At 45.5% G+C, this 23,416-nt stretch carries 23 protein-coding genes and 2 tRNA genes; 20 read left to right on the plus strand and 5 right to left on the minus strand.

Translation table 11 applies throughout. From position 1 onward, the window contains the following. Window positions 1-270: 270 nt before the first annotated feature. The 5 genes from EE116_RS07155 to rarD form a co-directional block, all read right to left on the minus strand. A complete protein-coding gene (locus EE116_RS07155; protein ID WP_122873819.1) occupies window positions 271-522 on the minus strand; it encodes a hypothetical protein in 252 nt (83 codons plus the stop codon). Between the two features lie 111 nt (window positions 523-633). Further along, complete coding sequence (locus EE116_RS07160) at window positions 634-1,914, minus strand: dihydroorotase (protein WP_122873820.1); 1,281 nt, start codon at window positions 1,912-1,914, stop codon at window positions 634-636. Next, window positions 1,911-2,843, minus strand: a complete 933-nt coding sequence (locus EE116_RS07165; protein ID WP_122873821.1) for an aspartate carbamoyltransferase catalytic subunit — start codon at window positions 2,841-2,843, stop codon at window positions 1,911-1,913. Before EE116_RS07165 ends, EE116_RS07160 begins: the two co-directional genes overlap by 4 nt. Window positions 2,844-2,909: 66 nt before the next feature. Continuing rightward, entirely contained in the window at window positions 2,910-3,368 is a 459-nt protein-coding gene (locus tag EE116_RS07170; protein ID WP_122873822.1) for a thioester dehydrase, read from the minus strand. A 31-nt stretch (window positions 3,369-3,399) separates the two neighbouring features. Then, the gene (gene rarD, locus EE116_RS07175; RefSeq protein WP_122873823.1) at window positions 3,400-4,290 is read right to left on the minus strand and encodes an EamA family transporter RarD; all 891 of its coding nucleotides are present in this window, start codon (window positions 4,288-4,290) and stop codon (window positions 3,400-3,402) included. A gap of 164 nt (window positions 4,291-4,454) precedes the next feature. On the opposite strand from rarD, the gene EE116_RS07180 reads away from it, so the two are divergent. The 20 genes from EE116_RS07180 (at window position 4,455) to EE116_RS07285 (ending at window position 23,133) form a co-directional block, all read left to right on the plus strand. After that, the gene (locus tag EE116_RS07180; protein ID WP_163028043.1) at window positions 4,455-5,792 is read left to right on the plus strand and encodes a class II 3-deoxy-7-phosphoheptulonate synthase; all 1,338 of its coding nucleotides are present in this window, start codon (window positions 4,455-4,457) and stop codon (window positions 5,790-5,792) included. A 238-nt stretch (window positions 5,793-6,030) separates the two neighbouring features. After that, window positions 6,031-6,981 (plus strand): NAD(P)-binding domain-containing protein, encoded by a 951-nt coding sequence (locus tag EE116_RS07185; protein WP_122873825.1) that lies wholly within the window; start codon window positions 6,031-6,033, stop codon window positions 6,979-6,981. Window positions 6,982-6,983: 2 nt separating this feature from the next. After that, window positions 6,984-8,966, plus strand: a complete 1,983-nt coding sequence (locus EE116_RS07190) for a coiled-coil domain-containing protein (protein WP_122873826.1) — start codon at window positions 6,984-6,986, stop codon at window positions 8,964-8,966. Next, window positions 8,963-9,658: a tRNA1(Val) (adenine(37)-N6)-methyltransferase gene (locus EE116_RS07195; protein ID WP_122873827.1), complete on the plus strand. Its 696-nt coding sequence runs from the start codon at window positions 8,963-8,965 to the stop codon at window positions 9,656-9,658. The genes EE116_RS07190 and EE116_RS07195 overlap by 4 nt, the downstream gene beginning before the upstream one ends. Further along, the gene (locus EE116_RS07200; RefSeq protein ID WP_122874456.1) at window positions 9,655-10,032 is read left to right on the plus strand and encodes a YkgJ family cysteine cluster protein; all 378 of its coding nucleotides are present in this window, start codon (window positions 9,655-9,657) and stop codon (window positions 10,030-10,032) included. The genes EE116_RS07195 and EE116_RS07200 overlap by 4 nt, the downstream gene beginning before the upstream one ends. Continuing rightward, complete coding sequence (locus EE116_RS07205; RefSeq protein WP_122873828.1) at window positions 10,008-11,273, plus strand: tetratricopeptide repeat protein; 1,266 nt, start codon at window positions 10,008-10,010, stop codon at window positions 11,271-11,273. Before EE116_RS07200 ends, EE116_RS07205 begins: the two co-directional genes overlap by 25 nt. After that, entirely contained in the window at window positions 11,270-12,055 is a 786-nt protein-coding gene (trpC, locus tag EE116_RS07210) for an indole-3-glycerol phosphate synthase TrpC (RefSeq protein ID WP_122873829.1), read from the plus strand. Before EE116_RS07205 ends, trpC begins: the two co-directional genes overlap by 4 nt. A 1-nt stretch (window position 12,056) precedes the next feature. Next, window positions 12,057-12,554: an HIT family protein gene (locus tag EE116_RS07215; protein ID WP_122873830.1), complete on the plus strand. Its 498-nt coding sequence runs from the start codon at window positions 12,057-12,059 to the stop codon at window positions 12,552-12,554. Between the two features lie 63 nt (window positions 12,555-12,617). Beyond that, window positions 12,618-13,829 carry an ankyrin repeat domain-containing protein gene (locus EE116_RS07220; protein WP_122873831.1) on the plus strand — a complete coding sequence of 404 codons (1,212 nt, stop codon included), beginning with the start codon at window positions 12,618-12,620 and terminating at the stop codon, window positions 13,827-13,829. A 9-nt stretch (window positions 13,830-13,838) separates the two neighbouring features. Then, window positions 13,839-14,585 carry an SDR family NAD(P)-dependent oxidoreductase gene (locus tag EE116_RS07225; protein WP_122873832.1) on the plus strand — a complete coding sequence of 249 codons (747 nt, stop codon included), beginning with the start codon at window positions 13,839-13,841 and terminating at the stop codon, window positions 14,583-14,585. Window positions 14,586-15,392: 807 nt separating this feature from the next. Beyond that, a complete protein-coding gene (locus EE116_RS07235) occupies window positions 15,393-15,845 on the plus strand; it encodes a hypothetical protein (protein ID WP_241091657.1) in 453 nt (150 codons plus the stop codon). A 292-nt stretch (window positions 15,846-16,137) separates the two neighbouring features. After that, entirely contained in the window at window positions 16,138-17,832 is a 1,695-nt protein-coding gene (locus tag EE116_RS07240; protein ID WP_206159245.1) for a Na+/H+ antiporter NhaC family protein, read from the plus strand. A 2-nt stretch (window positions 17,833-17,834) separates the two neighbouring features. After that, complete coding sequence (gene trmA / locus EE116_RS07245) at window positions 17,835-18,956, plus strand: tRNA (uridine(54)-C5)-methyltransferase TrmA (protein ID WP_122873835.1); 1,122 nt, start codon at window positions 17,835-17,837, stop codon at window positions 18,954-18,956. Beyond that, entirely contained in the window at window positions 18,949-19,344 is a 396-nt protein-coding gene (locus EE116_RS07250; protein ID WP_122873836.1) for a CoA-binding protein, read from the plus strand. The genes trmA and EE116_RS07250 overlap by 8 nt, the downstream gene beginning before the upstream one ends. Before the next feature lie 203 nt (window positions 19,345-19,547). Continuing rightward, window positions 19,548-20,759, plus strand: a complete 1,212-nt coding sequence (ilvA, locus tag EE116_RS07260; protein WP_002951266.1) for a threonine ammonia-lyase — start codon at window positions 19,548-19,550, stop codon at window positions 20,757-20,759. Between the two features lie 245 nt (window positions 20,760-21,004). After that, window positions 21,005-21,691, plus strand: a complete 687-nt coding sequence (locus tag EE116_RS07265; RefSeq protein WP_122873838.1) for a DUF4230 domain-containing protein — start codon at window positions 21,005-21,007, stop codon at window positions 21,689-21,691. Between the two features lie 7 nt (window positions 21,692-21,698). Then, entirely contained in the window at window positions 21,699-22,388 is a 690-nt protein-coding gene (locus EE116_RS07270) for an MOSC domain-containing protein (RefSeq protein WP_122873839.1), read from the plus strand. A gap of 75 nt (window positions 22,389-22,463) precedes the next feature. Then, window positions 22,464-22,538 (plus strand) — tRNA-Gln (locus EE116_RS07275). A 12-nt stretch (window positions 22,539-22,550) separates the two neighbouring features. Next, window positions 22,551-22,625 (plus strand) — tRNA-Met (locus EE116_RS07280). Between the two features lie 64 nt (window positions 22,626-22,689). Continuing rightward, complete coding sequence (locus EE116_RS07285; RefSeq protein ID WP_122873840.1) at window positions 22,690-23,133, plus strand: helicase IV; 444 nt, start codon at window positions 22,690-22,692, stop codon at window positions 23,131-23,133. Window positions 23,134-23,416 lie beyond the last annotated feature (283 nt).

Below are 23,416 nucleotides of genomic sequence, written 5' to 3' on the forward strand. Positions count from 1 at the left end.
AAGATGTGCGCAAAGTCGGTTAAATTCGACTTTGGCAGATTTGGGTTTATTTTTGCGTATAGTCAAGTACGGAGTGTGATTTTGCTCGAATTCGCCGATATCAAAACTGCAAATTTTAAACTGGTTTAAATTTATTTGCTCTCTTTTTCCAGGTAAAAAATCTTAAGAAATAAGTCTCGCAACAAGATGGCCGATGAAAACAGTCCAAGTAAAGAGAAAAAAGTTGAAAAACCGTTATGACGGCAAATATTTCAAATTTTGTATCAAAGGTTATCTCGATACGAGTTGCATCGCGTAAAATTGTATCTCTTGCTTAAACGGACTTATGTCGCTAAAAATTTGGATATTTGGAAAGATTTGCTTCATAACTTCTACGAAACTGCGGCAAATTTTGCAACTAGATAATATATCCTCGGGGATGATAAAAATCCCGAAAGAGGCAACAAAATAAGCGATAAAAATGTTTTTAAGAAACTGCTCTTTTGTATTTTTGACGGTTTTGGTCGCGTGTTGATTTTGCAATACTTGTCCTATGGTTTCAAATTTTGTTTTTTAGTCGTTGCTAAATTTGACCATACGGCAGCCTTGACCGCCGCAAAGTCAAATTTCAAATTTACGTCAAATTTGAGCGCATTACGCCACGACGTTTGGAAACTCAAACACCGTTTTTCCGCTTTTTATCGTGATTACCGCCGCGCCTTTTAGCATCTTGCCTAGCAGCGGGGAGTTTTGGGATTTTGATTTATTTAGGTTTTTGTCGTAGAGATACTCAAAACCCGGATCGATTATCGCGATGTCGGCGAGGTAGCCCTCCGCGATCACGCCTTTATCCTTTAGTTTTAAAATTTTAGCCGCGTTATAGGACGTCAGAGCCGCCATCTGCTCGATACTTATCACGCCGTCGTTTACCAAATCTAGCGTCATAGGCACGAGTGTTTGTAGGCCGAGTATTCCAAATGGCGCCTTGTCGAATTCTAAAAATTTCTCGTCGTTATGGTGCGGGGCGTGGTCGGTCACGATGACGTCGATGAGGCCGCTTTTTAGGCCGTCTCTGATCGCCTCTACGTCTGATTTCGTGCGAAGCGGCGGCGACATTTTAAAGTTCGTATCATAGCCTAGCAGCTCGTCCTCGGTGTAAGTAAAATGGTGCGGGGTCGCCTCGCAGGTCACGTTTATGCCGGCCGCGCGAGCCTGTGCGATGAGCTTTAGCGACCACTCGGAGCTAACGTGCGCGATGTGGATGTGGCCGCCCGTTAGCTTGGCTAGCAGTAGATCGCGCGAGACCATGATTTCTTCTTGTTCGCGCGGCATGCCTTTGATACCTAGTATCGCCGAGACGCGGCCCTCGTTCATATGGCCGCCGCGGCATAGCGAGCAGTCCTGAGAGTGGTTGATGACGAAGCTACCGAAGTGCTTTGAGTATTCAAGCGCGTATCTCATCACGTCGCTGCTAGCTACGGGTAGGCCGTCGTCGCTAAACGCCACTGCGCCCGCCTCGGTCATATCGCCCATCTCTACGCACTTTTTGCCGTCCATCTTGCTAGTTATCGCGCCGATAGGAAGCAGGTCGATGAGGCCGCGAGCTTTTGCCTTAGCTACCATATCGCGCGTGACGACGGCGTTGTCGTTTACGGGGTTTGTGTTGGCCATCGGGCAGCAGGTTGTTACGCCGCCCGCGACCGCGGTTTCAGAGCCTGTGTTTATATCGTCTTTATACTCAAGGCCCGGGTCGCGAAAATGCACATGCATATCGATAAGTCCCGGCATCACGAGCTTGCCGCTAGCGTCTATTATATTATCGGCTGAAGGTTCGTCAGCCGTGATGAGAGCGATCTTGTCGTCTTCTATGAGGACGTTTGCTTTTTGCGAACCGTCGTGGTTTACGATCGTGCCGTTTTTGATGAGAGTTTTCATTTTGCGCCTTTGTTTTTGATGAGAGTATCTAGGATCGCCATCCTGACGGCGACGCCGTTTTCGACCTGATTTAGCACGTGCGAGTAGCGCGGATCGTCGGCTACGTCGGAGTTTATCTCGACGCCGCGGTTTATCGGACCCGGGTGCAGGATCATAACGCCATCTTTGGCGTATTTCATTTTACTAGCGGTTAGGCCGAAAAATTTGGAGTATTCGCGTACGGACGGAAACGCTATCTCATCATCCTGACGCTCTAGCTGGATACGCAGCATGATGATGACGTCCGAGTCCTCGACGGCCTCGCGCATATCGGAGCAAATTTGACAGCCAAAAGCCTCCATGCCAGTTAAAAACATCGGCGGACCAAATAGCTTAACCTTGGCTCCGAGCGTTTTTAGGACGTAGATGTTTGAGCGCGCCACGCGGCTGTGAAAGATATCGCCAATGATAGCGACCGTGAGATTTTCGAGACTACCGCGATTTTCCAGTATGGTAAAAAGATCAAGCAGCGCTTGGCTAGGGTGTTCGTTTAGGCCGTCGCCGGCGTTTACGACGTGAGCGCCCGTATTCTCGGCTATAAATTTAGCCGCGCCCGAGCTGTAGTGGCGCACTACTACGACGTCCGTTTTCATCGCGACGATGTTATGGACGGTGTCGATGAGCGTTTCGCCCTTTTTGGTGCTGGAGTTTGAGGCGGTGAAATTTATCGCGTCGGCTCCGAGGCGCTTAGCCGCGATCTCAAAGCTCGTTCGCGTCCTAGTCGAGTTTTCGAAAAAGGCGTTTACGGTCGTTTTGCCGTAGAGCGACTTGGCTTTTTTGGTCTCGGAGTTGTTTAATGCTTTAAACTCCTTGGCTAAATTTAGGAAATGATAAATTTCGTCTTTGGTTAAATTTGCAGCGGTTACGAGATCTTTTTTGGTATAGCTCATCCGTTTTTTCCTTAGAAAGATAGAGTTAAATCAAAAAAGCGATATTACCCCGTTTTTACTTAAGGTTTAATTTTGCAGCTTGCTAAACTCCGCGCCCAGACGCTGTCTGATCTCGTCGCCCGCGCGCTCGCCGTCTTTGAAATTTTCCGTGACGAGATCGTCTAGGCGGCTAAGCACCTCAAAGAGCTCGCTTTCCCATTTGTCGGGGTTTCTAGCGGTGTTCATCGTCTCGATAAATGTGAGCTTCTTGCTCATTTCGCTTAGACTTTCTAAAAATTTTTCTTTTAGATCCTCGTTTTTTAGGGCGTCGTCGTAGAGCGCTTTCATCTTTAGCTCTCTTAGCTCGCCGTTTATTATCTCGCAAAAATCTTTGTATTTTTGCACTGAAATTTGACGCATGGCCTCGGGTGAGTTGTTTGCTAGAGTGCCGTTCTCGTCGATCTTTCTCGTTATTTTTTGTATTTGCGTATATAGCACGAGTGCGGCTATGACGCAGATGACGGCGTAAAATGCGATAGATGACATTGTTTTTTCCTTTTTTGATTTAAATTTGCGGTTATACTGAAATTTTGCTTTTTTTACTATAAATCGCGCTAAAGCTAACCACCGCTAGCGCGCTCCAGATGAGTAAAAACGACAGCGCTTTGAGTGCGCTAACCTGCTCGCCGTAGTAAAAAACGGCAAGCAAAAGTTGCATCGAAGGCGAGATGTACTGCAAATAGCCGATCGTGCTCAAATTTAGCCTAGTAGCTGCCGAGTTAAAAAGCAAAAGCGGCACGACGGTCGCAGGCCCGCAAAGAGCGATCAAAAGCCCAAACCACGAAAAGCTAAAGTGATTTTGCCCGCTAGCTGCGACAAAAAATAACGCAACGAGCGCGATAGGAGCGATGAGCGTGGTCTCGACGAAAAGCCCCTCTAAAGAAGGCACGCTAAGGCGCTTTCTAATAAGCGAATAAAATCCAAACGTGATGGGTAAAATGATAGATATGATAGGTAGGCCGCCTGCATCGTAAATTTGAACGCCGATAGCGACAAAGACGATAGCGATGGCAAATTTGCCCGCGCGCGATAGCTTTTCTTTTAAAATCAGCACGCCAAGGAGCATATTTACGAGCGGATTTATGAAGTATCCCAGGCTAGTTTCCACGATTTTTCCGATATTTACGGCGTAGACGTAGATCCACCAATTGGCAGCGATGAGAAGTCCTGTGACAAATAGCCAAAACGTAGTTTTTTTGTCGCTTAAAATTTTCTCCGCAGCGCCTAGTTTGCGGCCAAATTTGAGTAGCAAAAACAAAAGCAGCACCGACCAGACGATGCGGTGAGCGACGATCTCGGTAGCCGAAAGCGCGCTGAGTTGTTTAAAATAAATAGGAAAAACGCCCCAGATCATAAAGACCGACAGGCCGTAGATGAAGCCGATTTTGGTTTGATTTTTGTCTTGCATTTTTCCGCTTTTTTTGGCGAAATTATATTTATTTGTCGTTAATCAAACCTTATGTGGCTCAAAAAGGTGCAGCAAGGGCAAATTTGGGGATAAAATTTGAAATTTTATCTGTAATAAAAGTTCTTTTAGTTAAAATCGGCGTTATTTTTAAAAAAGGTTTAAAGATGTGGAGTAGAGATTCGTGGAGAAAATTTAATATCTTGCAGCAGCCAAGCTACCCCGACGAGGTCTTGCTAAAAAAGGCCGAGGATAAGCTAAAGACGATGCCGCCGCTAGTTTTTGCCGGCGAGGCTAGAAACCTAAAACAAGATTTGGCTAAAGTTTGTAACGGCGAGGCGTTTTTGCTCCAAGGCGGCGACTGTGCAGAGAGTTTTTCAAATTTTAACGCCGTAAATATCCGCGATATGTTTAAGGTAATGCTACAAATGGCGATCGTTTTAACCTTTGCAGGACGCTGCCCCGTCGTAAAAGTAGGGCGCGTAGCAGGTCAGTTTGCTAAGCCTAGAAGCTCGGACTACGAGGAGCAAGGCGGTGTAAAGCTACCGAGCTACCGCGGCGACATCATAAACGGCTTTGAATTTAATGCCGAGGCTCGCGTGCCCGATCCAAACCGCATGATCGAGGCGTATTATCAAAGCGCATCCACGATGAACCTGCTTCGCGCCTTTTCTCGCGGCGGTCTAGCCGATCTTCACGAGGTAAATCGCTGGAATCTGGGCTTTATCAAAAAGCCCGAGCTTGACGCTAAATACGGCGAGTTAGCTAGGCAGCTGAGCCAAACTCTAGCGTTTATGGGAGCTTGCGGTATAAATGCCTCAAATACTCCCGCGCTTAGCGAAACTAAGGTCTACACCTCGCACGAGGCGCTTTTGTTGCCGTACGAGGAGGCGCTCACTAGAGAGGATAGCCTCACCGGCGACTGGTACGACTGCTCGGCGCATATGCTCTGGATCGGCGAGCGTACGCGCGGCGTAAACGACGCTCACGTGCATTTTCTAAGCGGCGTTCATAATCCTCTTGGAGTCAAGATCGGACCAAACGCTACCGCACAGGACGTCATCGCGCTCGCAAATGCGCTAAATCCGCAAAACGAAGCGGGCAGACTAAACGTAATCATCAGAATGGGCGCGGATAAAATCGGCGAGCGGTTACCGAAAATCCTACGCGAAGTAAAACGTGAAGGCCTAAATATCGTCTATAGCATTGACCCGATGCACGGCAATACGATAAAAGCCGCAAACGGCTACAAAACGCGCGAATTTGACAAAATCCTAGCCGAAGTGCAGAGCTTTTTTGAAATACATAGAGCCGAAGGCACGCATGCGGGCGGCGTGCACCTAGAGATGACGGGTCAGGACGTGACCGAGTGCACGGGCGGGTCGTTTAAGTTAAACGAGGATGATCTGGCGCACAGATACGAGACGCAGTGCGATCCGCGCCTAAACGCCGATCAGTCGCTAGAACTCGCATTTTTAATCGCAGAGTTTTTAAAGAAAATTTAGCTTTATCGGGCGTAAATTTGATGAAATTTGCGCCCCTTTGAATTTGACGCGCTTCAAATTTGGCTCTCAAATTTACCGAATTTAAACAAGCCAAATTTGCTCCTGCTCGCCTTTTTCCTTTCAAATTTGACCGCTTTTGTCTTTTTTAAATTAAATTTACCCCAAATTTCGCGAATTTCTTAAAATTTAATACAATTTTCGCTACATTAATGAAAAATTATCAAATCGGAGAGAATCAATGAGCGATGTTTACGACATTATCGTGATAGGCGGCGGCCCTTGCGGCATCGCGACCGTCGTAGAGGCGAGAGCCAATGGATTAAAAAAAGTTTTGCTTCTCGAAAAGGGCGACAACCACAGCCAAACTATAAGAAAATTTTACAAAGACAATAAGCGCGTGGATAAGGAGTATAAAGGCCAAGATAGCACCATCCACGGTATCGTGTCCTTTGAGGACGGCACGAAGGAGAGCACGCTTGATTATTTCGATAAGCTGCTAGATGAGGAAAAGATCGAGGCCGTGTTTAACTCCGAGGTCGAAAGCGTAAAGAAAAAGGACGGTTTGTTTTTCGTGCACACCGCAAAGGGCGACTATCAAGCCAAAAACGTGATGATAAGTATCGGTAAAATGGGCCGTCCGAATAAGCCTGATTATAAGATCCCGCCTTCGCTAAATAACGTTATAAATTTTAACCTAAACTCCTGTTCTAGCGGCGAAAAAGTGCTCGTGGTGGGCGGCGGAAACTCTGCCGTAGAGTACGCTATCGAGCTATGCCAATACAACAAAACTACGCTGGCTTACCGTAAGGATAAATTTAGCCGCGTAAATGACGTAAACGTAACGGCGCTATGGGAGCTAGAAAAAGCAAATAAGCTAAAAGTGCGACTAAATCACGATATCACCGAGATCGAAAATGAATCGGGGCGCGTGAGGGTGCACTTTTCAAACGGAAAAATCAGAGTCTACGATAGGGTCGTCTACGCTATCGGCGGCTCGACTCCGGTGGATTTTTTACAAAAATGCGGAGTGGAGCTTGACGCAGACAAAGATCCGCTCGTAAACGAGCACTATGAAAGCAGCGTCGGCGGGCTATATATCGGCGGCGACATCGTGCTAAAAAACGGCGGCTCGATCGTGCTCGCGCTAAATCACGCGCACAAGGTAGTCCAAGACATCAAGGAAAAATAGAGTTGAGAGCGTTAAATTTAGTCTTATTTTTTATCTGCGGTTGTTTGCTCACGCTGGGCGGATACTATTTGTATTTCGAGTTTGCAAAACCGTCCGCAAAGTCTACGGCACTCGCCGTGCAAATAATGAACGTCGAAGAAGCGCCTAAAAATGAGGGCGCAAGTACTACGAATGAGACAAATTCGGCTATCATAAGTCAAGCTTTGCCGCAGGAAAAGTATACTAAAAATTTGGATGCGAACTATACGGATGCGCCTATTTTAGGCGATGAGGACGAGCTAAAAGAGCAAATCCGCGTCCTGCGCGCTCAAAATAAGCTACTCTATGACGATAACGTCGATCTAGTGAGTAAAAATCTAGAAATCTCAAATATCTTAAGTGATCAAAAAGCCGAGCTGGAAACCAGGCGAAAACAAGCCGCCAGCGCTAATGACAAACAGCGTTTAAGCGCGATCGACGAGCTAAACAAAAAGCTAGCAAAAGCGCAGGAGGAAAATGAGAAAAATAAAAATTTAGAGCAAAATTTGACTTCTCTTCGTAGCGAGATCAAAACTCTAAAAACCGAGCTTGAAAAAAAGCAGAGCGAATTTGACAAATCAAGCGCCAAAACGCAAAACGAGAGCCAAAATGCTCTAAAACGGCTCGAAGCTCAAAACGACGAGCTAAAAAGCGAAGCGCTATCTAGTAAGGCTAAATTTGAAAGCGAACTAAGAACGGCAAACGAAGAGACTGCAAAACTAAAGAGCGAAAATGCTAGGCTCGCAAACGAGCTGGGCCTAAAAGACAGTGAGATAAAAAGGATCGCGAGCGAATACAACGCTCAGGTGTTAAATGCTCAAAATTCAGCTAAAAGCAAGATCGCCGCCCTAGAAAAAGAACAAGACGTGGACAAGAAAAAAATAAGCGAGCTTGAAGCGAGCCTTGAAAACGCAAATAAAAAAGCCGAGTCAAAAGCTAAGCTAAAAGCGATAAATGATGAGCTAAACGCGACGAATAAAGAGTTAGTCGCAAAGCTCGAGAAAGAAAAACAAGGATTTGAAAAAGAGATTGAACAAAACGAGGCTATATATAAAACCGAGCTTGAAAAGCTAAAAAATCAGATTGAAAACGAGCGCCAAGAAACAGAGCAAAACGTGGCGGAACTAAAGAGTAAAATTTATGAGTTAGAAAATCAAATTTCGCAAAAAGATAGCTCACTGCAAAATGCGGAAGCTAAGGTTGCAGAGCTAAACGAGTCGCTAAATATCCAAAAAGAACTGCTAGCGGACGAGATCGCCGCTGGTAAAAAAAACATCCAAAACTATAAAATTTTAAATAACAAAATCACGACTTTAGTTGAAAACGACATCAAAACAGCCAAGGAAAATAAAGAGCAACTAGACGCTCTAAATGAGCTTTTGATGCAAAAAGACGCAGAGCTCGCGACTCTAAGAAAACAGATACAAGACGGAGCTAAAGATCTAAGCGACACGAAGGAAAATTTAGCCAAAACAAGTACGCAAAAAAACATCGCAAAGGGCGAAGTGGCACAGATACTAACCAAAAATGAAGAGCTGATGAGCGAAAATGAAAATCTAAAAAAGATAATCCAGCTAAATTTTAGAGCCGAAGTTCCTAAAAAAGTTGTTTTCATCGCCTCGGTCGAGTGCTCGGATATGAGCGCGGGCTCAGACAGGCCGACGCAAGTTTGCAAAAATAAAGTAAGCGATTTTTTGCAGAATTATAATTCAAATTATTATTTTGAAATCACGCCGATAGTTAGCCGCGGTAACTTTATCGCAACGTCAAAAGCGGCAAAAGTGATCCCGCAAGACGAACTTGAAAAAATCGACTCATACGCAAATTTCGGTATCGGCAAGGAGCGCGCCAAGGTTGCCGGCGAGATGATAAAAGATGAATTCGGCGACTTTTCGCGCATATCGTATAGTAACGACATTATAACGTCTCAGGATAAGCAAGGATTTATCATCAAGGTATATAGATGATAATCGCTCAGCCCAAAAACGGCTACCGCTACAACAGCGATACGATGTTTTTGTATGACTTTATCCGTGAGGGCGGAGTGCGCGGCGAGGTGCTAGAGGTTGGCTGCGGTAGCGGTATTTTGGGACTGCTTTTAAAGCGTGATTTTCCTAAAATTTCGCTTAGCTTGCTTGATATTTTAGAAACTAACGTAAATTTAGCTGCCGCAAACGCTAGCCAAAACGGCATTGAAGCCGAGTTCATAACAGCTGATTTTGCTAAATTTAAGAGCGAAAAAAGATATGATCTCATTGTCTCAAACCCGCCCTTTTACCACGACGGCGTAAAAAAAAGCGAGAACGAGCATCTGCGCACCGCTAGATATAGCGAAAATTTACCGCTTGGTGAGCTTGTGGGTAGCGCAAATTCGCTCCTAAAGCCGCGCGGAGTTTTTAGCTTTTGCTACGACGCTAAGCGTATACCTGAAATTTTGCTTTGTTTGAGCGAATTTAAATTTACGCTTACTAGGCTTTGCTTCGTACATCCAAAGGCGGGCGGCGCGGCAAATTTAGCACTCATCGAGGCTAAAAAAAGCTCAAAATCCTTGACTCAAATTTTACCGCCGATTTTTGTTTTTGAAGGCGGCGTTTATAGCAAAAAAGCGGCCGAAATTTTCGCTACGGCAAACACGCAAAGCAAGGACGCTGCGGAGTGAATTTGCTAAGACAAAGCGGTTTTGGTTATGAATTTGACGCTAGCAAGTGCGAGCTATGCGGCGGTAAGTGCTGTACGGGCGAGAGCGGCTATATATGGATAAGCTCCGCGGAAATCTCGGCGCTGGCGGAATATTTAAAAATGAACGAGGACGAGTTTAGATCGCGATTTTTAGATAAATTCGGATATAAATTTAGCCTCAAAGAAAAGCCCTACGAGGGCGGATTTGCGTGCGTATTTTTTGACGAAACGGCAAAAAACTGCTCGGTTTACGACTTTCGCCCGAGCCAGTGCCGCACCTTTCCGTTTTGGGACTATTTTAAGGATAAAATCAATGAATTGGAGAAAGAATGCACGGGAATAAGGCGATTTTAAAATTTATATTGGCGGCTTTGCTTGTTTGTTTTGCTACCGCCAAAGACGATTTTGACGAGAATTTATACATTATCAAGGCGCTTTTAGCGGTAGAAAACGCCAGACACGACGAGGCGACCGAGCTTTACGAGCAGCTTTACGAAAAAACTAAAAACACGGACTATCTAAAAGAAGCTCTCAGACTCGCGTTTTTTTCTAAAAACGTAAATTTTAAAAGCATTTTAGCGCTCAGCCAAAAGGTGCTAAAAGACGACGTGGACGTGCTTCGCATACAGGGCGCAAATTTGATGAGCGAAAATAAACTAGACGAAGCCGCAAAGATAATGCAAGAGCTCGTCAAAAAAGAGGACGTCTCTAAAAACCATGTCATGCTCTCTGCCGTCTACTCGATGCAAAACGATAACAAAGCCGCTCTAGGCGAGCTTGAGCGCGCGTACGAGCTAGATAGGAGCGTGGAAAATCTACTGCGAATAGTCGATCTTTTATACAATAAAATGAACGATAAAAAAGAGGCGATCAGGTACCTAGAGAGCTCGCGCCGTATAGATGGCTGCGAGGTCGAGACCTGCACAGCGCTAGTAGATATTTACGCGCAGGACGGCCGCTACTCCGATATGATCGATGTTTACGAGAGTCTTTTTGAAGCGACGAAAGAAAAAATCTATCTCGAAAAGGCGCTTGGCGTCTATGTCTATCAAAAAAACTACGACGCTGCGATCAAATTTTTGCAAAAATACTCCTACAACGACGATGCTCTGATGGATCTTTACGCCGCGACGGGGGATTTTGCTAAGGCTTATAAAAAGGCACAGGATGCTTTCGATAAGAGCTTTAATCTCGAATATCAAGCCAAAATGGCGATATATAAATACGAAAGAGATACGGATAAACAAACCAAAAAAATAGATAAAGATAGCCTCAAGCAAGTGATCGCTAACTTTGAAAAATCGGCCGTAAAGCTAAATAACGCGCTATATCTAAACTACTACGGCTACCTGCTCATCGACCACGATATAGACGCGAAAAAGGGAATAGAGCTAGTAAATAGAGCCCTCGAGCTAGAGCCTGGCTCGGTGTTTTATATAGATTCGCTAGCTTGGGGATACTATAAGCTAGGCGAGTGTAAAAAGGCCGATGAAATAATGCAACAAGTCCTGCATGACGAGGAATTTATAAATTCGCCCGAAGGCAAAGAGCATATAAAAGCTATCAAAGAGTGCTTAAAAAAGGGTAAAAAATGATACTAGATCAGATAATTGAACGAACGAAAGAGGACTTGGCTTTGCGAAAATCGCAAACGCCTTTTGAAAAGCTTCAAGAGCTCGCGGCGAAAAATCCGCGCAAGATAATAGACGCGGTAAAAGCGCTAAAAAGCAGCGCAGACGAGCCGTATCGCATCATCGCCGAGGTCAAAAAGGCAAGCCCTAGCAAGGGGCTGATAAGACCAAATTTTGCGCCCGTAGAGATAGCCAAAGAGTATGAAAAAGGCGGCGCAAACGCTATCTCGGTTCTAACCGAGCCGCATTTTTTTAAAGGAAATTTGGAGTACTTGGCGGCGATCAGGCGCGAAAGCTCGCTGCCGCTACTTCGCAAGGATTTTATCGTAGACGAGTATCAAATTTTAGAAGCGCCCGTTTACGGGGCCGATTTTATCCTACTTATCGCGAAGGCTCTTGGCGCCGATGAGCTAAAGCGGCTACTTGATTACGCGCGCTCTTTGGGGCTTGAGGCCTTGGTCGAGACGCACGACGAGGAGGACGTAGAGAAGTCAAATTTCGCATGCGCAAAGATAGTCGGCGTAAATCACCGAAATTTAAGCACGTTTGAGATGGATATGAGCCTTTGCGAGAAGCTATTTTCTAAAATCAAAAACGCAAGCGTCATAGTCGCTGAAAGCGGTATATACGAGCACTCGCAGCTAAAAGAGCTACACGCGCAAGGAGCCGACGCGTTTTTGATAGGCGAGCATTTTATGAGGCAAGAGGACTTGGCAAAAGCCGTAAAAACCGTAAAGGAGGGCTGATATGGAGCACATTTGCGCACCGTGGAGGAGCGAATATTTCGGTAAAAAGGAGCAGGGCTGCGTCTTTTGCAACGTCGTAAATCACCCAGAAAAAGACGCGCAGAGTGGCGTTTTGTTTCGCGCAAAGCGGTGTTTTGGGATCATGAATCTCTACCCGTATACGCCCGGGCACTTTATGGTGATACCTTATGTGCATACCGATAATATCGAAAGCCTAGACGAGCAGACGTGGTCGGAGATGAGCGCCTACGTGCGCGAGGGCGTGAAAATTTTAAAACGCGAGCTAAATGCGGCGGGCGTAAATATCGGGATGAATCTAGGCAAAGCAGGGGGTGCGGGTATCGCAGAGCACGTACACTATCATCTAGTGCCGCGCTGGAGCGGTGATACAAATTTCATCACTTCCATCGCCGAGGTGCGCGTAAACGGCGTTCCATTTACTCCGCTTTACGAGAAACTAAAAGCCGCATTTGCCGATGTTTGCTTTAATGAGCGGTAAATTTATTTTTACCAAATTATTTTTTGGTAGAATTATCAAAATTAAAAGATATTAAGGCATACGATGAGATTTATTTTGCCGATATTTTTGTCGTTCTCTTTTGTTTTTGCAGGCTTTAACTGCGATGATGCTTTGACTGAGAAGCAGCGATTTTTCTCTCAAAATTTAACCTTTTCGGGAGAATTTGAGCCAAACTGCAATGACTCTATTCTGGGGATAAAAGAGGTTCAAATTTTACTCTCGGCTGCTCAAAAGATCCGCGCTGAGAGCCTTGCTTGCGTTGGAAATTTAGCAACCAAAAATTTAAATGAGTTTAAATTTAAGATCCTAAAAGCTTCCTATGTGCCCGAAATTTACGCAAAAGAGCTAGAAACTCCGGGCGAATACGAAAAACTCGTATCGCAAAATAGAGCCAGACTTCGATACTGGGGACATCAAAGCTTAAGTAACTTCACCGTTTTTAAGGACTTTAATAAAGACTACAACGCCGCGCTTGAGCCGCTCGTAAACTACTACAAATCAAATTTTAAAATAGACGAAGGCAGCGCGATTTATTACGCTTCAAAGGTCGCAAACGAGTTTTTAAAATTTGCCGCCGCGACTCTGCAAAACGGCGATATGGACGAGTTTGCGAGAAAAGTTAGCGACCCGACATTTACAAAATACGGGATAAATGAGGCGATATATTCTGGAGCCGTGTCACAAGTCTCGCTACAAAACGCATTTAACGCCGCGCTTCTTTACGAAAAAAGCGAGGACATCATAAAGGAATTCTTGCGCGCGGGCGTAAATTTAAACTACGGATTTGAGAGTTCGCTGTTTTTCGCACTCAAAAACCTAAATAATGTAAAGCTTCTAGTTGCTAGCGGCGCGGACGTAAACTACGCAAATTTGCTCGGCGTCACTCCGCTTTTTAATGCCGTACAGCTAAACGATATAAATTTAGTCAAATTTCTACTAGGAAACGGAGCGCTAGTAAACAAAAGGCTAATAGACATGAGCACCAAGCTTGCATATAGCGCAAATTTGAGCACTCAGCTACCAAGCTTCGTAAAGCTCTGCGACTTTGACGAGGCGTCAAAAAGCGTGCTGATGAGCGCGGCGGGGGCGGCAGATGTGGAAATTTTGCAGCTTTTGGTGGATAACGGCGCGGACGTGCAGGCAGTGGATGATAACGGACTAAACGCCCTAGACTACGCCCTCATCGGCAAAAAAGAGATCAACGCACAGTACCTAAGGGCGATGGGGCTAGAGTCAAATTTGATCACCGAATAAGGAGAAAATATGAAAGGAACGGCTTTTATCACGGGGGCTACGTCGGGTTTTGGCGAGGCGATAGCTAGGACGCTCAGCCGCGAAGGCTACAAGATCGTAGCGCTGGCTCGCCGCAAGGAAAGGCTCGAAACCCTGGCAAAGGAGCTTGGAAACACCCATATCATCATCGCCGACATCCGCGATAAAAAGGCGGTTTTTGACGCCGTGGCAAATTTGCCGCAGGAGTTTCGCGATATCGAAGTGCTCGTAAATAACGCAGGCCTGGCGCTGGGACTCGAAGGCGTGGCGCAGACTAGCGTCGAGGACTTTGAGACGATGGTAGATACCAACATCAAAGGTTTTTTGTACTCGACCAAGGCCGTTTTGCCTCTCATGATCGCGCGAAAGAGCGGCTATATCTTTAATCTAGGCTCGACCGCGGGCGCATGGCCGTATCCTGGCAGTCACGTTTACGGTGCCAGCAAGGCTTTTGTGAAGCAGTTTAGTAGAAATCTGCGTAACGACATCCGCGGCACCGGTATCCGCGTGACCGAGATAGCTCCTGGCATCTGCAAGACGGAGTTTAGCGAGGTTCGCTTCGGCGGAGATAAGGCCAAAGCCGATGCGGTTTACGAAGGCGTGGAGTACATCACCGCCGAGGATATCGCGCAGATCTTGCTAAACTGCCTAAACATGCCTAACCGCGTCAATATCAACGTCGTTGAAGCGATGGCGACGCAACAGACTTGGGCTGGGCTTTTTATCGAGAAAAAGTAGGCGTTTTGTTTTTAAATTTACGGGTTTTGTCGGCCGGATTTTGAGTTAAATTCGGCCGCTTTTGCCGCGTAAATTTGAGTTTAAATTTGAAGTTTGGCCGTTTAAATTCGGGTTTAAAATTCGGCGCGCGGTTTTTATCTATTTTTGGAGCGTCGTTTAAATTTTACTTTTTGCGGCATTTGACCCGTGTAAATTTGAAGTCGAATTTATAAATTTGCGCTCTTGACTGGAAATGGCAAAACGTGCTGAAATTTATTTAAATTTGACGTTGAGCTCGAGCGTCGAGACTGTGTCAAATTTAGCGCTAAATTTGATGTTCTTAAAATTTCGTCGCCGTTTTTGCAAGCAAGGTAAAAACGCCAAAAAATAGCCCGTAAATTTCTCAAACCGTAAAAACTTAGATAAAAGACGGCTATTTTTGGCTTTTGGGCATAAATAGCCGAAATTTCGGCAAAATTTCATTTTGTTTTATATCCTTGGGCGGGGCGCGCCGAATTTGGATGAAAAATCTTTTATCTTAGCGTAAAATATCGCTTCAAATATCTATGAACGCGCAAAAGACGCTTTTTGTTTTATGAGACGAACCGAGGGCTATAGGAGCAAATACAGCCTTTCGAGCAAAGAGATCGGGCTCATTTCGCGCCCGGTTGCGAGCTGCCGATTGAGTGCTTGCAGCGCGCGTTTTACGCGGGCACATAACGGAGATGAGATTTATGCGGGTCGGGTCTGGTAGCAAACCGTGCGGCACTGTGGTGATTTTTGGCGGTGAAAAGCCGCTGCGAGCGGAGAATAAATTTGGAGAAGCGAATGCAAAAAGATTGCGATGAAAATGCAAAATTGCTTTATAAACTGGATAAAAGAAAATCGATTTTAGTATTGATCGATTTGATAGGTTTTGGTTTTTTGTTTCTAATGATAATTTCATCGGCGATAGCTTATTTGACGGGCATATTTTTAGCGCTTGGCTTTTTAGTTTCTTTATTATTTATCGTGCCTATGTTTGAAATTATTTTGTTTAATTATATTGAAATCTATGAAGATAGGATTATTATAAATAGATTTATACTTGGTGATGCGCTGATTAAAAATATTGATATTTTTTCATGCTCGGTATTTGATCGCCCTTTTATCCCAAAAAAAATAACAATCGGTAAAAAAGCGAAGCAAGCGCGGCGGTTAAAAACATTTACGATAATGAGCTTGGATTCTAAACAAGTTGCTGATATTGAAAAGCATATCAATAGTATTATTGTATATTAAATACAAATTCGGTTAGCAAATCAAAGTTAAAATTCCCCGTAAAATCCGTATAAAAAAACTAAATTACGAGCAAATTTAAAATTTGTCGCCGAGCACCGCTTCGATCGAATTTTCCTCAAAAGCCCTATTTTTAACATAAAATTTTAATAAAGAGCTAAAATTTTTGACTTTTAAGCGAATTTAAAACAAAAATTTAAGCCGCATTTAGCTAAATTTATGCCTTAAATACCGACCGATGGCACGCGGGGCGGAAAATTTGATTAAACCGACGAAAAACAAAAAGGAGTTTTTGATGAAAAAGATTTTATTTTTGTCGCTTTTGCCGATCTTGGCGCTAGCCGTAGATCCCGAAGTAGCGAAAAAAAATGCCGAAATTTTCGGCTTTTGGACGCTCATACCGCCCGTGGTGGCGATAGTTTTGGCGTTTATCACCAAAGACGTCGTTTTGTCGCTGTTTATCGGCGTTTTTAGCGGGACGTTTCTCATAAACATCATCGACTCAAGCATCCCGATGACCTTCGTAAAGGGTTTTACCGACATCGTAAAAAGGGTCGTGGGCTCGCTGGCCGATAGCTGGAACGCGGGCATCGTGCTTCAGGTGCTTTGTATCGGCGGCGTGGTCGCGCTCATCACCAAAATGGGCGGAACCAAGGCTGTGGCGATATGGCTAAGCAAAAAGGCTAAAACAGGTGTTTCGGCTCAAATTTCAACCTGGGTGATGGGGCTTTTCGTCTTTTTCGACGACTACGCAAACTCCCTCATCGTGGGCCCTATCATGCGCCCGATAACGGACAAATTTAAAGTCTCCCGCGAAAAGCTAGCCTTTATCATTGACGCAACTGCTGCTCCGATCGCAGGTCTAGCCGTCATTTCGACTTGGGTCGGGCTCGAGATCTCACTGATCAAACAAGGCTACGAGCTCATCGGCATAACGAACGTAAACGCTTTTAGCATCTTCGTCGAGACGATGCCTTATAGATTTTACAATCTTTTCATGCTCTTTTTCATCGTCTGCACCGCATTTATGGGGCGCGAATTTGCCGGTATGCTAAAAGCCGAGCGCAGAGCCAGGGCGGGCGAACTGCACCCAAGACGGGGCGGAGCGACGATAGAGGACGTCGAGGACAAAACGCTAGAGCCTAAAGAAAATATAAAACTACAAAGCTCAAACGCCGTTATTCCGCTTTTGGTGCTTATTTTGGGCGCGTTCGTTAGCTTTTACTTTAGCGGTCTGGGCGCGCTTGAGGGAGAGGCTCTTGAGAGCGCGAAGGCTCATCCGCTTACGTTCCATACCTTCCAGGCTACTTTTGGCGCAGCTGATGCGTCCGTGGCGCTATTTCAGTCGGCTTTACTAGCTACGGTGGTGGCGATATTTATGGCTGTTTATAGAAAAATTTTGACCGTTCGCGAGGCGATAGAGACATGGGGCAAGGGCTGGAAAACCATGATAACTACGATCATCATCCTGCTTCTTGCGTGGTCGCTTAGCTCGGTGATCAAGGAGCTTGGCACGTCTCGCTACCTAGTCGATCTGCTTTCTCAGTCTACGCCAAAGATCGTCCTTCCGGCGGCGATTTTTATGCTTGGTTCGTTTATCAGCTTTTCTACCGGCACCAGCTACGGCACGATGGGCATTTTGATGCCGCTTGCGATACCGCTAGCTAGCGCGGTGGGCATGCACAGCGGACTAGAGGGCGACGCCTTGCACGCTTATATGATAGTAAATATCTCAGCCGTTTTAACTGGCGCGATATTTGGCGATCACTGCTCGCCGATCTCGGATACTACGATACTTTCGTCTATGGGCGCAGGATGTAACCACATCGATCACGTCCAGACTCAGATGCCTTATGCGCTTGCCGTTTGCGCGATCAGTATTTTTGCGGGATATTTCCCTACTGCGCTTGGCCTAAGCATCTGGATAGTGCTTCCTTTAGGGCTTTTGGTGACGGCTTTGGTTGTTAGATTCGTCGGGCAAAGGGTTTAAATTTGCCCGATAAGTTTTGCAAATTTTTAGGAGAGTGCGGTAGCTGCACCCTTGATATGCCTTATGAGGAACAGGTTAAATTTAAAACCGATTTTATAAGACGCGAATTTGAGCCGTTTTATAGCGGCGAATTTGAGTTTTTCGCCTCGCAGAGTGCCGCTTACCGCACGAGAGCGGAGTTTGGGATCTGGCGCGACGGCGAGGAGCTTAGATTTACGATGCACGGTACTAAAGCTAAGCGCATTTTTATAGACGAATGCCCAAAAGTAGCCGCTCCTATCGCAAATTTGATGCCGCGTTTGCTTGAAGCGCTTACTAAAAATCAAATTTTAAAAGAGAGACTCTTTGGCGCCGAGTTTATCTCGTGTGCGAGCGGGATACTGGCGACGCTGCTCTATCATAAGCGTCTATGCCAAGCCGAGCAGAGCGAGATAGAAAGCTTAGCGCGTGAGTTTGCCGGTCACCGCGTGACGATCGCGGCGAGAGCAAAAGGGCAAAAGCTGCTAAGTAATGAACTAAATTTAGAGGACAGCCTAAATATCGGCGGTAAAATTTACAAATTTACATTCGGCGACGGGGCTTTTATCCAGCCAAACACCGCCGTAAACGAAAAGATGATCGCATGGGCGAAGAGCTGTGTAGAGCACGGCGCGGATATGCTTGAGCTTTACTGCGGACACGGCAACTTTACCGTCCCGCTAGCTGAAAAATTTAAGCGCGTTTTGGCAACCGAGATATCCAAAAGCTCGATCGCAAATGCCCTTAAAAACTGCGAACTTAACGGCGTAAATAACATCAAATTTTTGCGAATGAGCGCCGAGGAGCTGATGAGTGCGTTTAGGCGCGAGCGCGAGTTTAACCGCCTAAGAGAGCTTGATATCTTTAGCTACGATTTCTCGCACGTTTTGGTCGATCCGCCGCGCGCGGGACTCGATGAGAGCGTGATAAATTTCATCAAAAACTACGAAAATATCATCTATATCTCCTGTTCGCCGCAGAGCCTAAAGCGCGATCTAGCGCAGCTTGCCCTAACGCACGAGGCGGTCAAATTTGCCGTGTTTGATCAGTTTGCAAACACCGCTCATATCGAGTGCGGCGTGCTTTTAAGGAGTAAAAATGCCTAGCGAATTAAGGCGAATTTTATCCACCGCTAAAAATATCGCGGTCGTGGGCCTTAGTCCAGATGAGAGCAAGCCTAGCAACGAGGTAGCAAAATTTCTCATTGAGCGCGGATTTAACGTATTTCCCGTCTATCCAAAATTTGATGAAATTTTAGGGCGTAAGATTTATAGAAATTTGACCCAAATAGATGAAAATATCGACATCGCCGTGATGTTTAGAAAGGGCGAGTTTGCTAGCGAGCTAGTAAAAGACGCCGTCAAAAAAGGCGTGAAAACGCTGTGGCTACAGCTTGGTATAGCAAATGACGAAGCAGGAGCGGTCGCTCGCGAAAACGGGATCAATTTCGTGCAGGATAAGTGTATAAAAATCGAGCTACAAAGGCTTGATTAGGCCAAATTTGACGGCAAGGCGCGATTTTAAGGCGTAAATTTGAGAATTTGATCAAATTTAAAAGCGTTCTAAAAACCAAATAAAAAATTAAAACGCGGTAGCACGCGACAAAAAATAAAGAAAACGTAAGCAAAAATACGGTAAATAAACGCGCAAGCAAAAGCGATGAAAAGTAAAATTTAAACAAAAAACGAAAGGCTAAAATGATCTCTCTAAATAAAATAATCCAAGCCAAGCGCACGATAAGCGGCTTTGTGTACAAGACGCCGTTTGCCTACAGCGCAAAGCTAAGCCTCGCAAGCGGCGCGCTCATATACCTAAAAGAGGAAAATCTCCAGCGCACTGGCGCATACAAGATCCGCGGCGCGTACAATAAAATCGCAAATTTAAGCGCGCAGGAGCGTAAAAAAGGCGTCGTCGCGGCAAGTGCTGGCAATCATGCCCAGGGCGTGGCTATTTCAGCGCGCGAGTTTAAGACGCCCGCCACCATCGTGATGCCTGAGTCCACACCGCTTTTAAAGGTGCTAGGCACAAAAGATCTAGGCGCCGAGGTCATCTTAAAGGGCGATAACTTCGACGAGGCCTACGCCTACGCCGTAGAGTACGCCAAGCAGCAGGGTATGAGCTTTATCCATCCATTTGACGACGAGTACGTGATGGCTGGGCAGGGGACGGTGGGGCTTGAGATGCTTGATGATTTGGCCGAGCTTGAAACCATCATCGTGCCGGTTGGCGGCGGCGGACTAATAAGCGGCATATCAAGCTGCGTAAAGCAGGTAAATCCAGACATCCGCGTAGTCGCCGTGAGCGCAAAGGGCGCACCTGCGATGTTTAACAGCTTTAGTGCTAAAAAAAGCATAAACTCAAAAACCGTGCGCACTATCGCCGACGGCATCGCTGTTCGCGACGCGAGCGAGACGACTCTGGCAAATATCCTAGAGTGCGTAGACGAGTTCGTGCAGGTCGACGACGAGGAGATCGCAAATGCCATTTTGTTTTTGCTCGAGACGCAAAAGATCGTGGTCGAGGGCGCGGGCGCGGTCGGCGTCGCCAGTATCCTGCACAACAAAGTCAAATTTAAAGCCGGCGAGCGCATCGGCATCGTGCTAAGCGGCGGAAATATCGACGTGCAAATGCTAAACGTCATCATCGAAAAGGGCCTCATCAAGTCTCACCGCAAGATGGCACTGCAAATCACGCTGATAGATAAACCGGGCGCGCTCATGAGCCTAACCGATAGTTTAAAGATCGCTAATGCCAACATAGTAAAGATCGACTACGACCGCTTCTCCACGAGTCTGGAGTACGGCGACGCAAATATCACGATCACGCTCGAAACCAAGGGCGAAGACCACCAAGAGCTTATCAAAAAAGTGCTCAGGGAGCATGATTTTAAATTTATTCAGGTGTTTTAAGCTGTTTAAATTTAAGCCCAAATTTGCTAGCTAAATTTGGGCTTGGCGTTAAATTTGCCTCAAATTTGCGTCAAATTTAAAAACCGTATCTTAAAGGTGCGGGTTCTGCCAAACCGCACCGAATCTAAAAGCTCGCTAAATTTAAATTTACGATCCAAATTTATACCGATATAAAACAACCAAAAGCTCAAATTTAACGATTATTTTAACGAATTTCGCTAAAATCGCCTTTTAAAGGAGCAAAGATGATAGATGTTACAAGCCTTATTTTAGCGATTTTGCTGGCGGTTTGCGTATTTACGATTTTTAGATTTAATAAAGCCTTAAAAACCGCGCAAAAGCCTGCGACGACGCAGATCAGCACCGAGATATCGCAGCTAAAATCCATCGGCGAGCTATCCGTTTTTCAGGTCTATAGCAAAGAGATCGTGACCAAAACCGACCACGCATTCGGCAGCTTTGGCAAGGAGTATCTGCGCTGGCTGGTGAGCGAGAAAAAGCTCTCGATGATATTTGAGTTTGAGATAAATTTTATCTACGACCTAACGAGCCCGCGCCTAGAGATCGTAAACGTCGCGAGCGAGGAGTATCTCATCAAGATGCCGCCTTGCAAATACAAATTTTCGATCGCGAATATGAAATTTTACGACGAGAAAAACGGTAAATTTATTCCGTTTTTGCTGCCCGATTCGCTAAACGGATTTTTCGGTAGCAGCTTTAGCGAGGAGGATAAAAACAGGCTCATCGAGGAGGCTCGCGCCGAGGTCGAAAAGATGTCTGTACGCCTGATAAATCAGCTCCAGTCCAAGATCCACAAGTCCGCGCGCGACACGCTGGAGGCGATCGCAAAGAGTTTTGGGGCTAGGGCGGTGAGGTTTGAGTTTAACGACGAGGGCGAGCAAGTTCAGTTAAATCTGCAAAACGTGGCGTGAGAGCAAGATGGCATTTCTAAAAGCGCTTTTGATAGGTAAAACCAGGCAGTACGGCAATGCGGCGGCTACGGACGAGCTAGGCAAGGCGTGGCGCTCGGCGATATTTAAAAATGCGCAGACGGGCGAAATTTACGCGGGCGAGCTTGGATTTAAGGGTGACGAGGTGGCCGACACGAAGCATCACGGCGGCGTAAACAAAGCCGTGTTTGCAAATTCGCTCGAAAACTATCCCGCGTGGGAAGCTTATCTGGGGCTTAAAAATTTGCCGCTGGGCGCGATGGGTGAAAATTTGACCATTAGCGGACTAGATGAAACTAGCGTAAACGTGGGTGACATACATAAAATCGGCTCATTGGTGCTTCAAGTAACCCAGCCGCGAAAACCGTGTTTTAAGCTCGCAAAGCGGTGGGGAAATGCAAATTTGGCTAAAGAAATTTTTGCCACGGGGCTAACCGGCTGGTACTACAAAGTGCTTGAAAGCGGCTCATGTAGGGCTGGCTGCGAGGTGGAAATCCTGCAAAAAAACGAAAATGCTCTAAGCGTGATGCAAATAAATAAACTGTTTTTTAATCCGAGCGAAAATTTGGATTTGTTGCCCAAATTTAGGGCTCTTAAGGCGCTGCCTGCTAGCTGGCAGGATGATATAAATAAGCGCTTAAACGGCTCATACAGCATAGCTTTTATGGAAAAACTTTGAAAAAATGGCGAAAATTTGCCAAAAAGCTTGACAAATAAGGTAAAAATATATATAATCAGCTTTCTTTTTACAGGCTGGGGTATCGCCAAGCGGTAAGGCAATTGGTTTTGGTCCAATCATCCAGAGGTTCGAATCCTCTTACCCCATCCACTCAAATTTCATCGCGGAGTAGAGCAGTGGTAGCTCGTCGGGCTCATAACCCGAAGGTCGGCGGTTCAAGTCCGTCCTCCGCAACCAAATCTAAAATTTATCCTTCACTTACTCCAAAAAATCAAAAATTTTGAATTAAAGAAAATTATTTATGAGCTTTGACGTATCTAAAATTTTAATCATTTTGTTGCTGATCGTAATCGTTTTGCTGGCTTTAAAGCTATTTAAAAAGCAAAAAATCAAGCAAACTAGATACAAAAGCGATAGCGGCGATACGGTAAAAAGCCGTGCCGAACTCATCGTGGCAAATTGGCTATTTTACCGCGGTATAGAGTTTATCTACGAGAAAAAGGTGCCGACCAAAGAGCGCGTTATTAGTGATTTTTACCTGACGCAAAGCGAGATTTATATCGAATTTTGGGGACTTGAGACGCCGCAATATCTAAAAAGAAAAAGTAAAAAAATCAAAATTTACAAGAAAAACCGTCTAAAACTTATCCAAATGAACGACGACAGCTTGCGCGATCTAAACGCGTTTTTCGCCAAAGAATTTGCAAAACTCGGCGCAAAATATCAAATCATGCCAAAGCAGTAAAATTTATCAAATTTAAATGCTTCCGTCTTTGTCACAAATACAAAATGCAAAAAAACGACCGTTAAATTCGGCGGATACAAAATTTACCAAATTAGAAAACCGGCTATTTAAAAACGTTTGCGGTTGTTTGAAAAAATAGGTTGCCGGCATCGTGACCGTAGTTACTGGTCTGAGTGCTGGTGATAAAACCTGCGGGCAAGGCGCGAGGTATGGCGTCAAAATAATCTGCTGCTCGCATAGCGTCAGGCAGGCATCTGTGTTTTTGATGTCGGCAAATTTGCTC

It is taken from the genome of Campylobacter showae (genome assembly GCF_900573985.1).
GTDB classification, from domain to species: domain Bacteria; phylum Campylobacterota; class Campylobacteria; order Campylobacterales; family Campylobacteraceae; genus Campylobacter_A; species Campylobacter_A showae_E.

What these genes read in the sequence shown, in the direction of transcription:
- EE116_RS07220 (WP_122873831.1), top strand. Translation starts at nt 12,618, where the DNA reads ATGAGATTTATTTTGCCGATATTTTTGTCGTTCTCTTTTGTTTTTGCA.
- EE116_RS07215 (WP_122873830.1), top strand. Translation starts at nt 12,057, where the DNA reads ATGGAGCACATTTGCGCACCGTGGAGGAGCGAATATTTCGGTAAAAAG.
- EE116_RS07250 (WP_122873836.1), top strand. Translation starts at nt 18,949, where the DNA reads ATGCCTAGCGAATTAAGGCGAATTTTATCCACCGCTAAAAATATCGCG.
- EE116_RS07235 (WP_241091657.1), top strand. Translation starts at nt 15,393, where the DNA reads ATGCAAAAAGATTGCGATGAAAATGCAAAATTGCTTTATAAACTGGAT.
- EE116_RS07170 (WP_122873822.1), bottom strand. Translation starts at nt 3,368, where the DNA reads ATGTCATCTATCGCATTTTACGCCGTCATCTGCGTCATAGCCGCACTC.
- EE116_RS07205 (WP_122873828.1), top strand. Translation starts at nt 10,008, where the DNA reads ATGCACGGGAATAAGGCGATTTTAAAATTTATATTGGCGGCTTTGCTT.
- EE116_RS07180 (WP_163028043.1), top strand. Translation starts at nt 4,455, where the DNA reads ATGTGGAGTAGAGATTCGTGGAGAAAATTTAATATCTTGCAGCAGCCA.
- EE116_RS07160 (WP_122873820.1), bottom strand. Translation starts at nt 1,914, where the DNA reads ATGAAAACTCTCATCAAAAACGGCACGATCGTAAACCACGACGGTTCG.
- EE116_RS07265 (WP_122873838.1), top strand. Translation starts at nt 21,005, where the DNA reads ATGATAGATGTTACAAGCCTTATTTTAGCGATTTTGCTGGCGGTTTGC.
- EE116_RS07285 (WP_122873840.1), top strand. Translation starts at nt 22,690, where the DNA reads ATGAGCTTTGACGTATCTAAAATTTTAATCATTTTGTTGCTGATCGTA.
- EE116_RS07225 (WP_122873832.1), top strand. Translation starts at nt 13,839, where the DNA reads ATGAAAGGAACGGCTTTTATCACGGGGGCTACGTCGGGTTTTGGCGAG.
- EE116_RS07195 (WP_122873827.1), top strand. Translation starts at nt 8,963, where the DNA reads ATGATAATCGCTCAGCCCAAAAACGGCTACCGCTACAACAGCGATACG.
- EE116_RS07270 (WP_122873839.1), top strand. Translation starts at nt 21,699, where the DNA reads ATGGCATTTCTAAAAGCGCTTTTGATAGGTAAAACCAGGCAGTACGGC.
- EE116_RS07165 (WP_122873821.1), bottom strand. Translation starts at nt 2,843, where the DNA reads ATGAGCTATACCAAAAAAGATCTCGTAACCGCTGCAAATTTAACCAAA.
- EE116_RS07185 (WP_122873825.1), top strand. Translation starts at nt 6,031, where the DNA reads ATGAGCGATGTTTACGACATTATCGTGATAGGCGGCGGCCCTTGCGGC.
- EE116_RS07240 (WP_206159245.1), top strand. Translation starts at nt 16,138, where the DNA reads ATGAAAAAGATTTTATTTTTGTCGCTTTTGCCGATCTTGGCGCTAGCC.
- trpC (WP_122873829.1), top strand. Translation starts at nt 11,270, where the DNA reads ATGATACTAGATCAGATAATTGAACGAACGAAAGAGGACTTGGCTTTG.
- rarD (WP_122873823.1), bottom strand. Translation starts at nt 4,290, where the DNA reads ATGCAAGACAAAAATCAAACCAAAATCGGCTTCATCTACGGCCTGTCG.
- ilvA (WP_002951266.1), top strand. Translation starts at nt 19,548, where the DNA reads ATGATCTCTCTAAATAAAATAATCCAAGCCAAGCGCACGATAAGCGGC.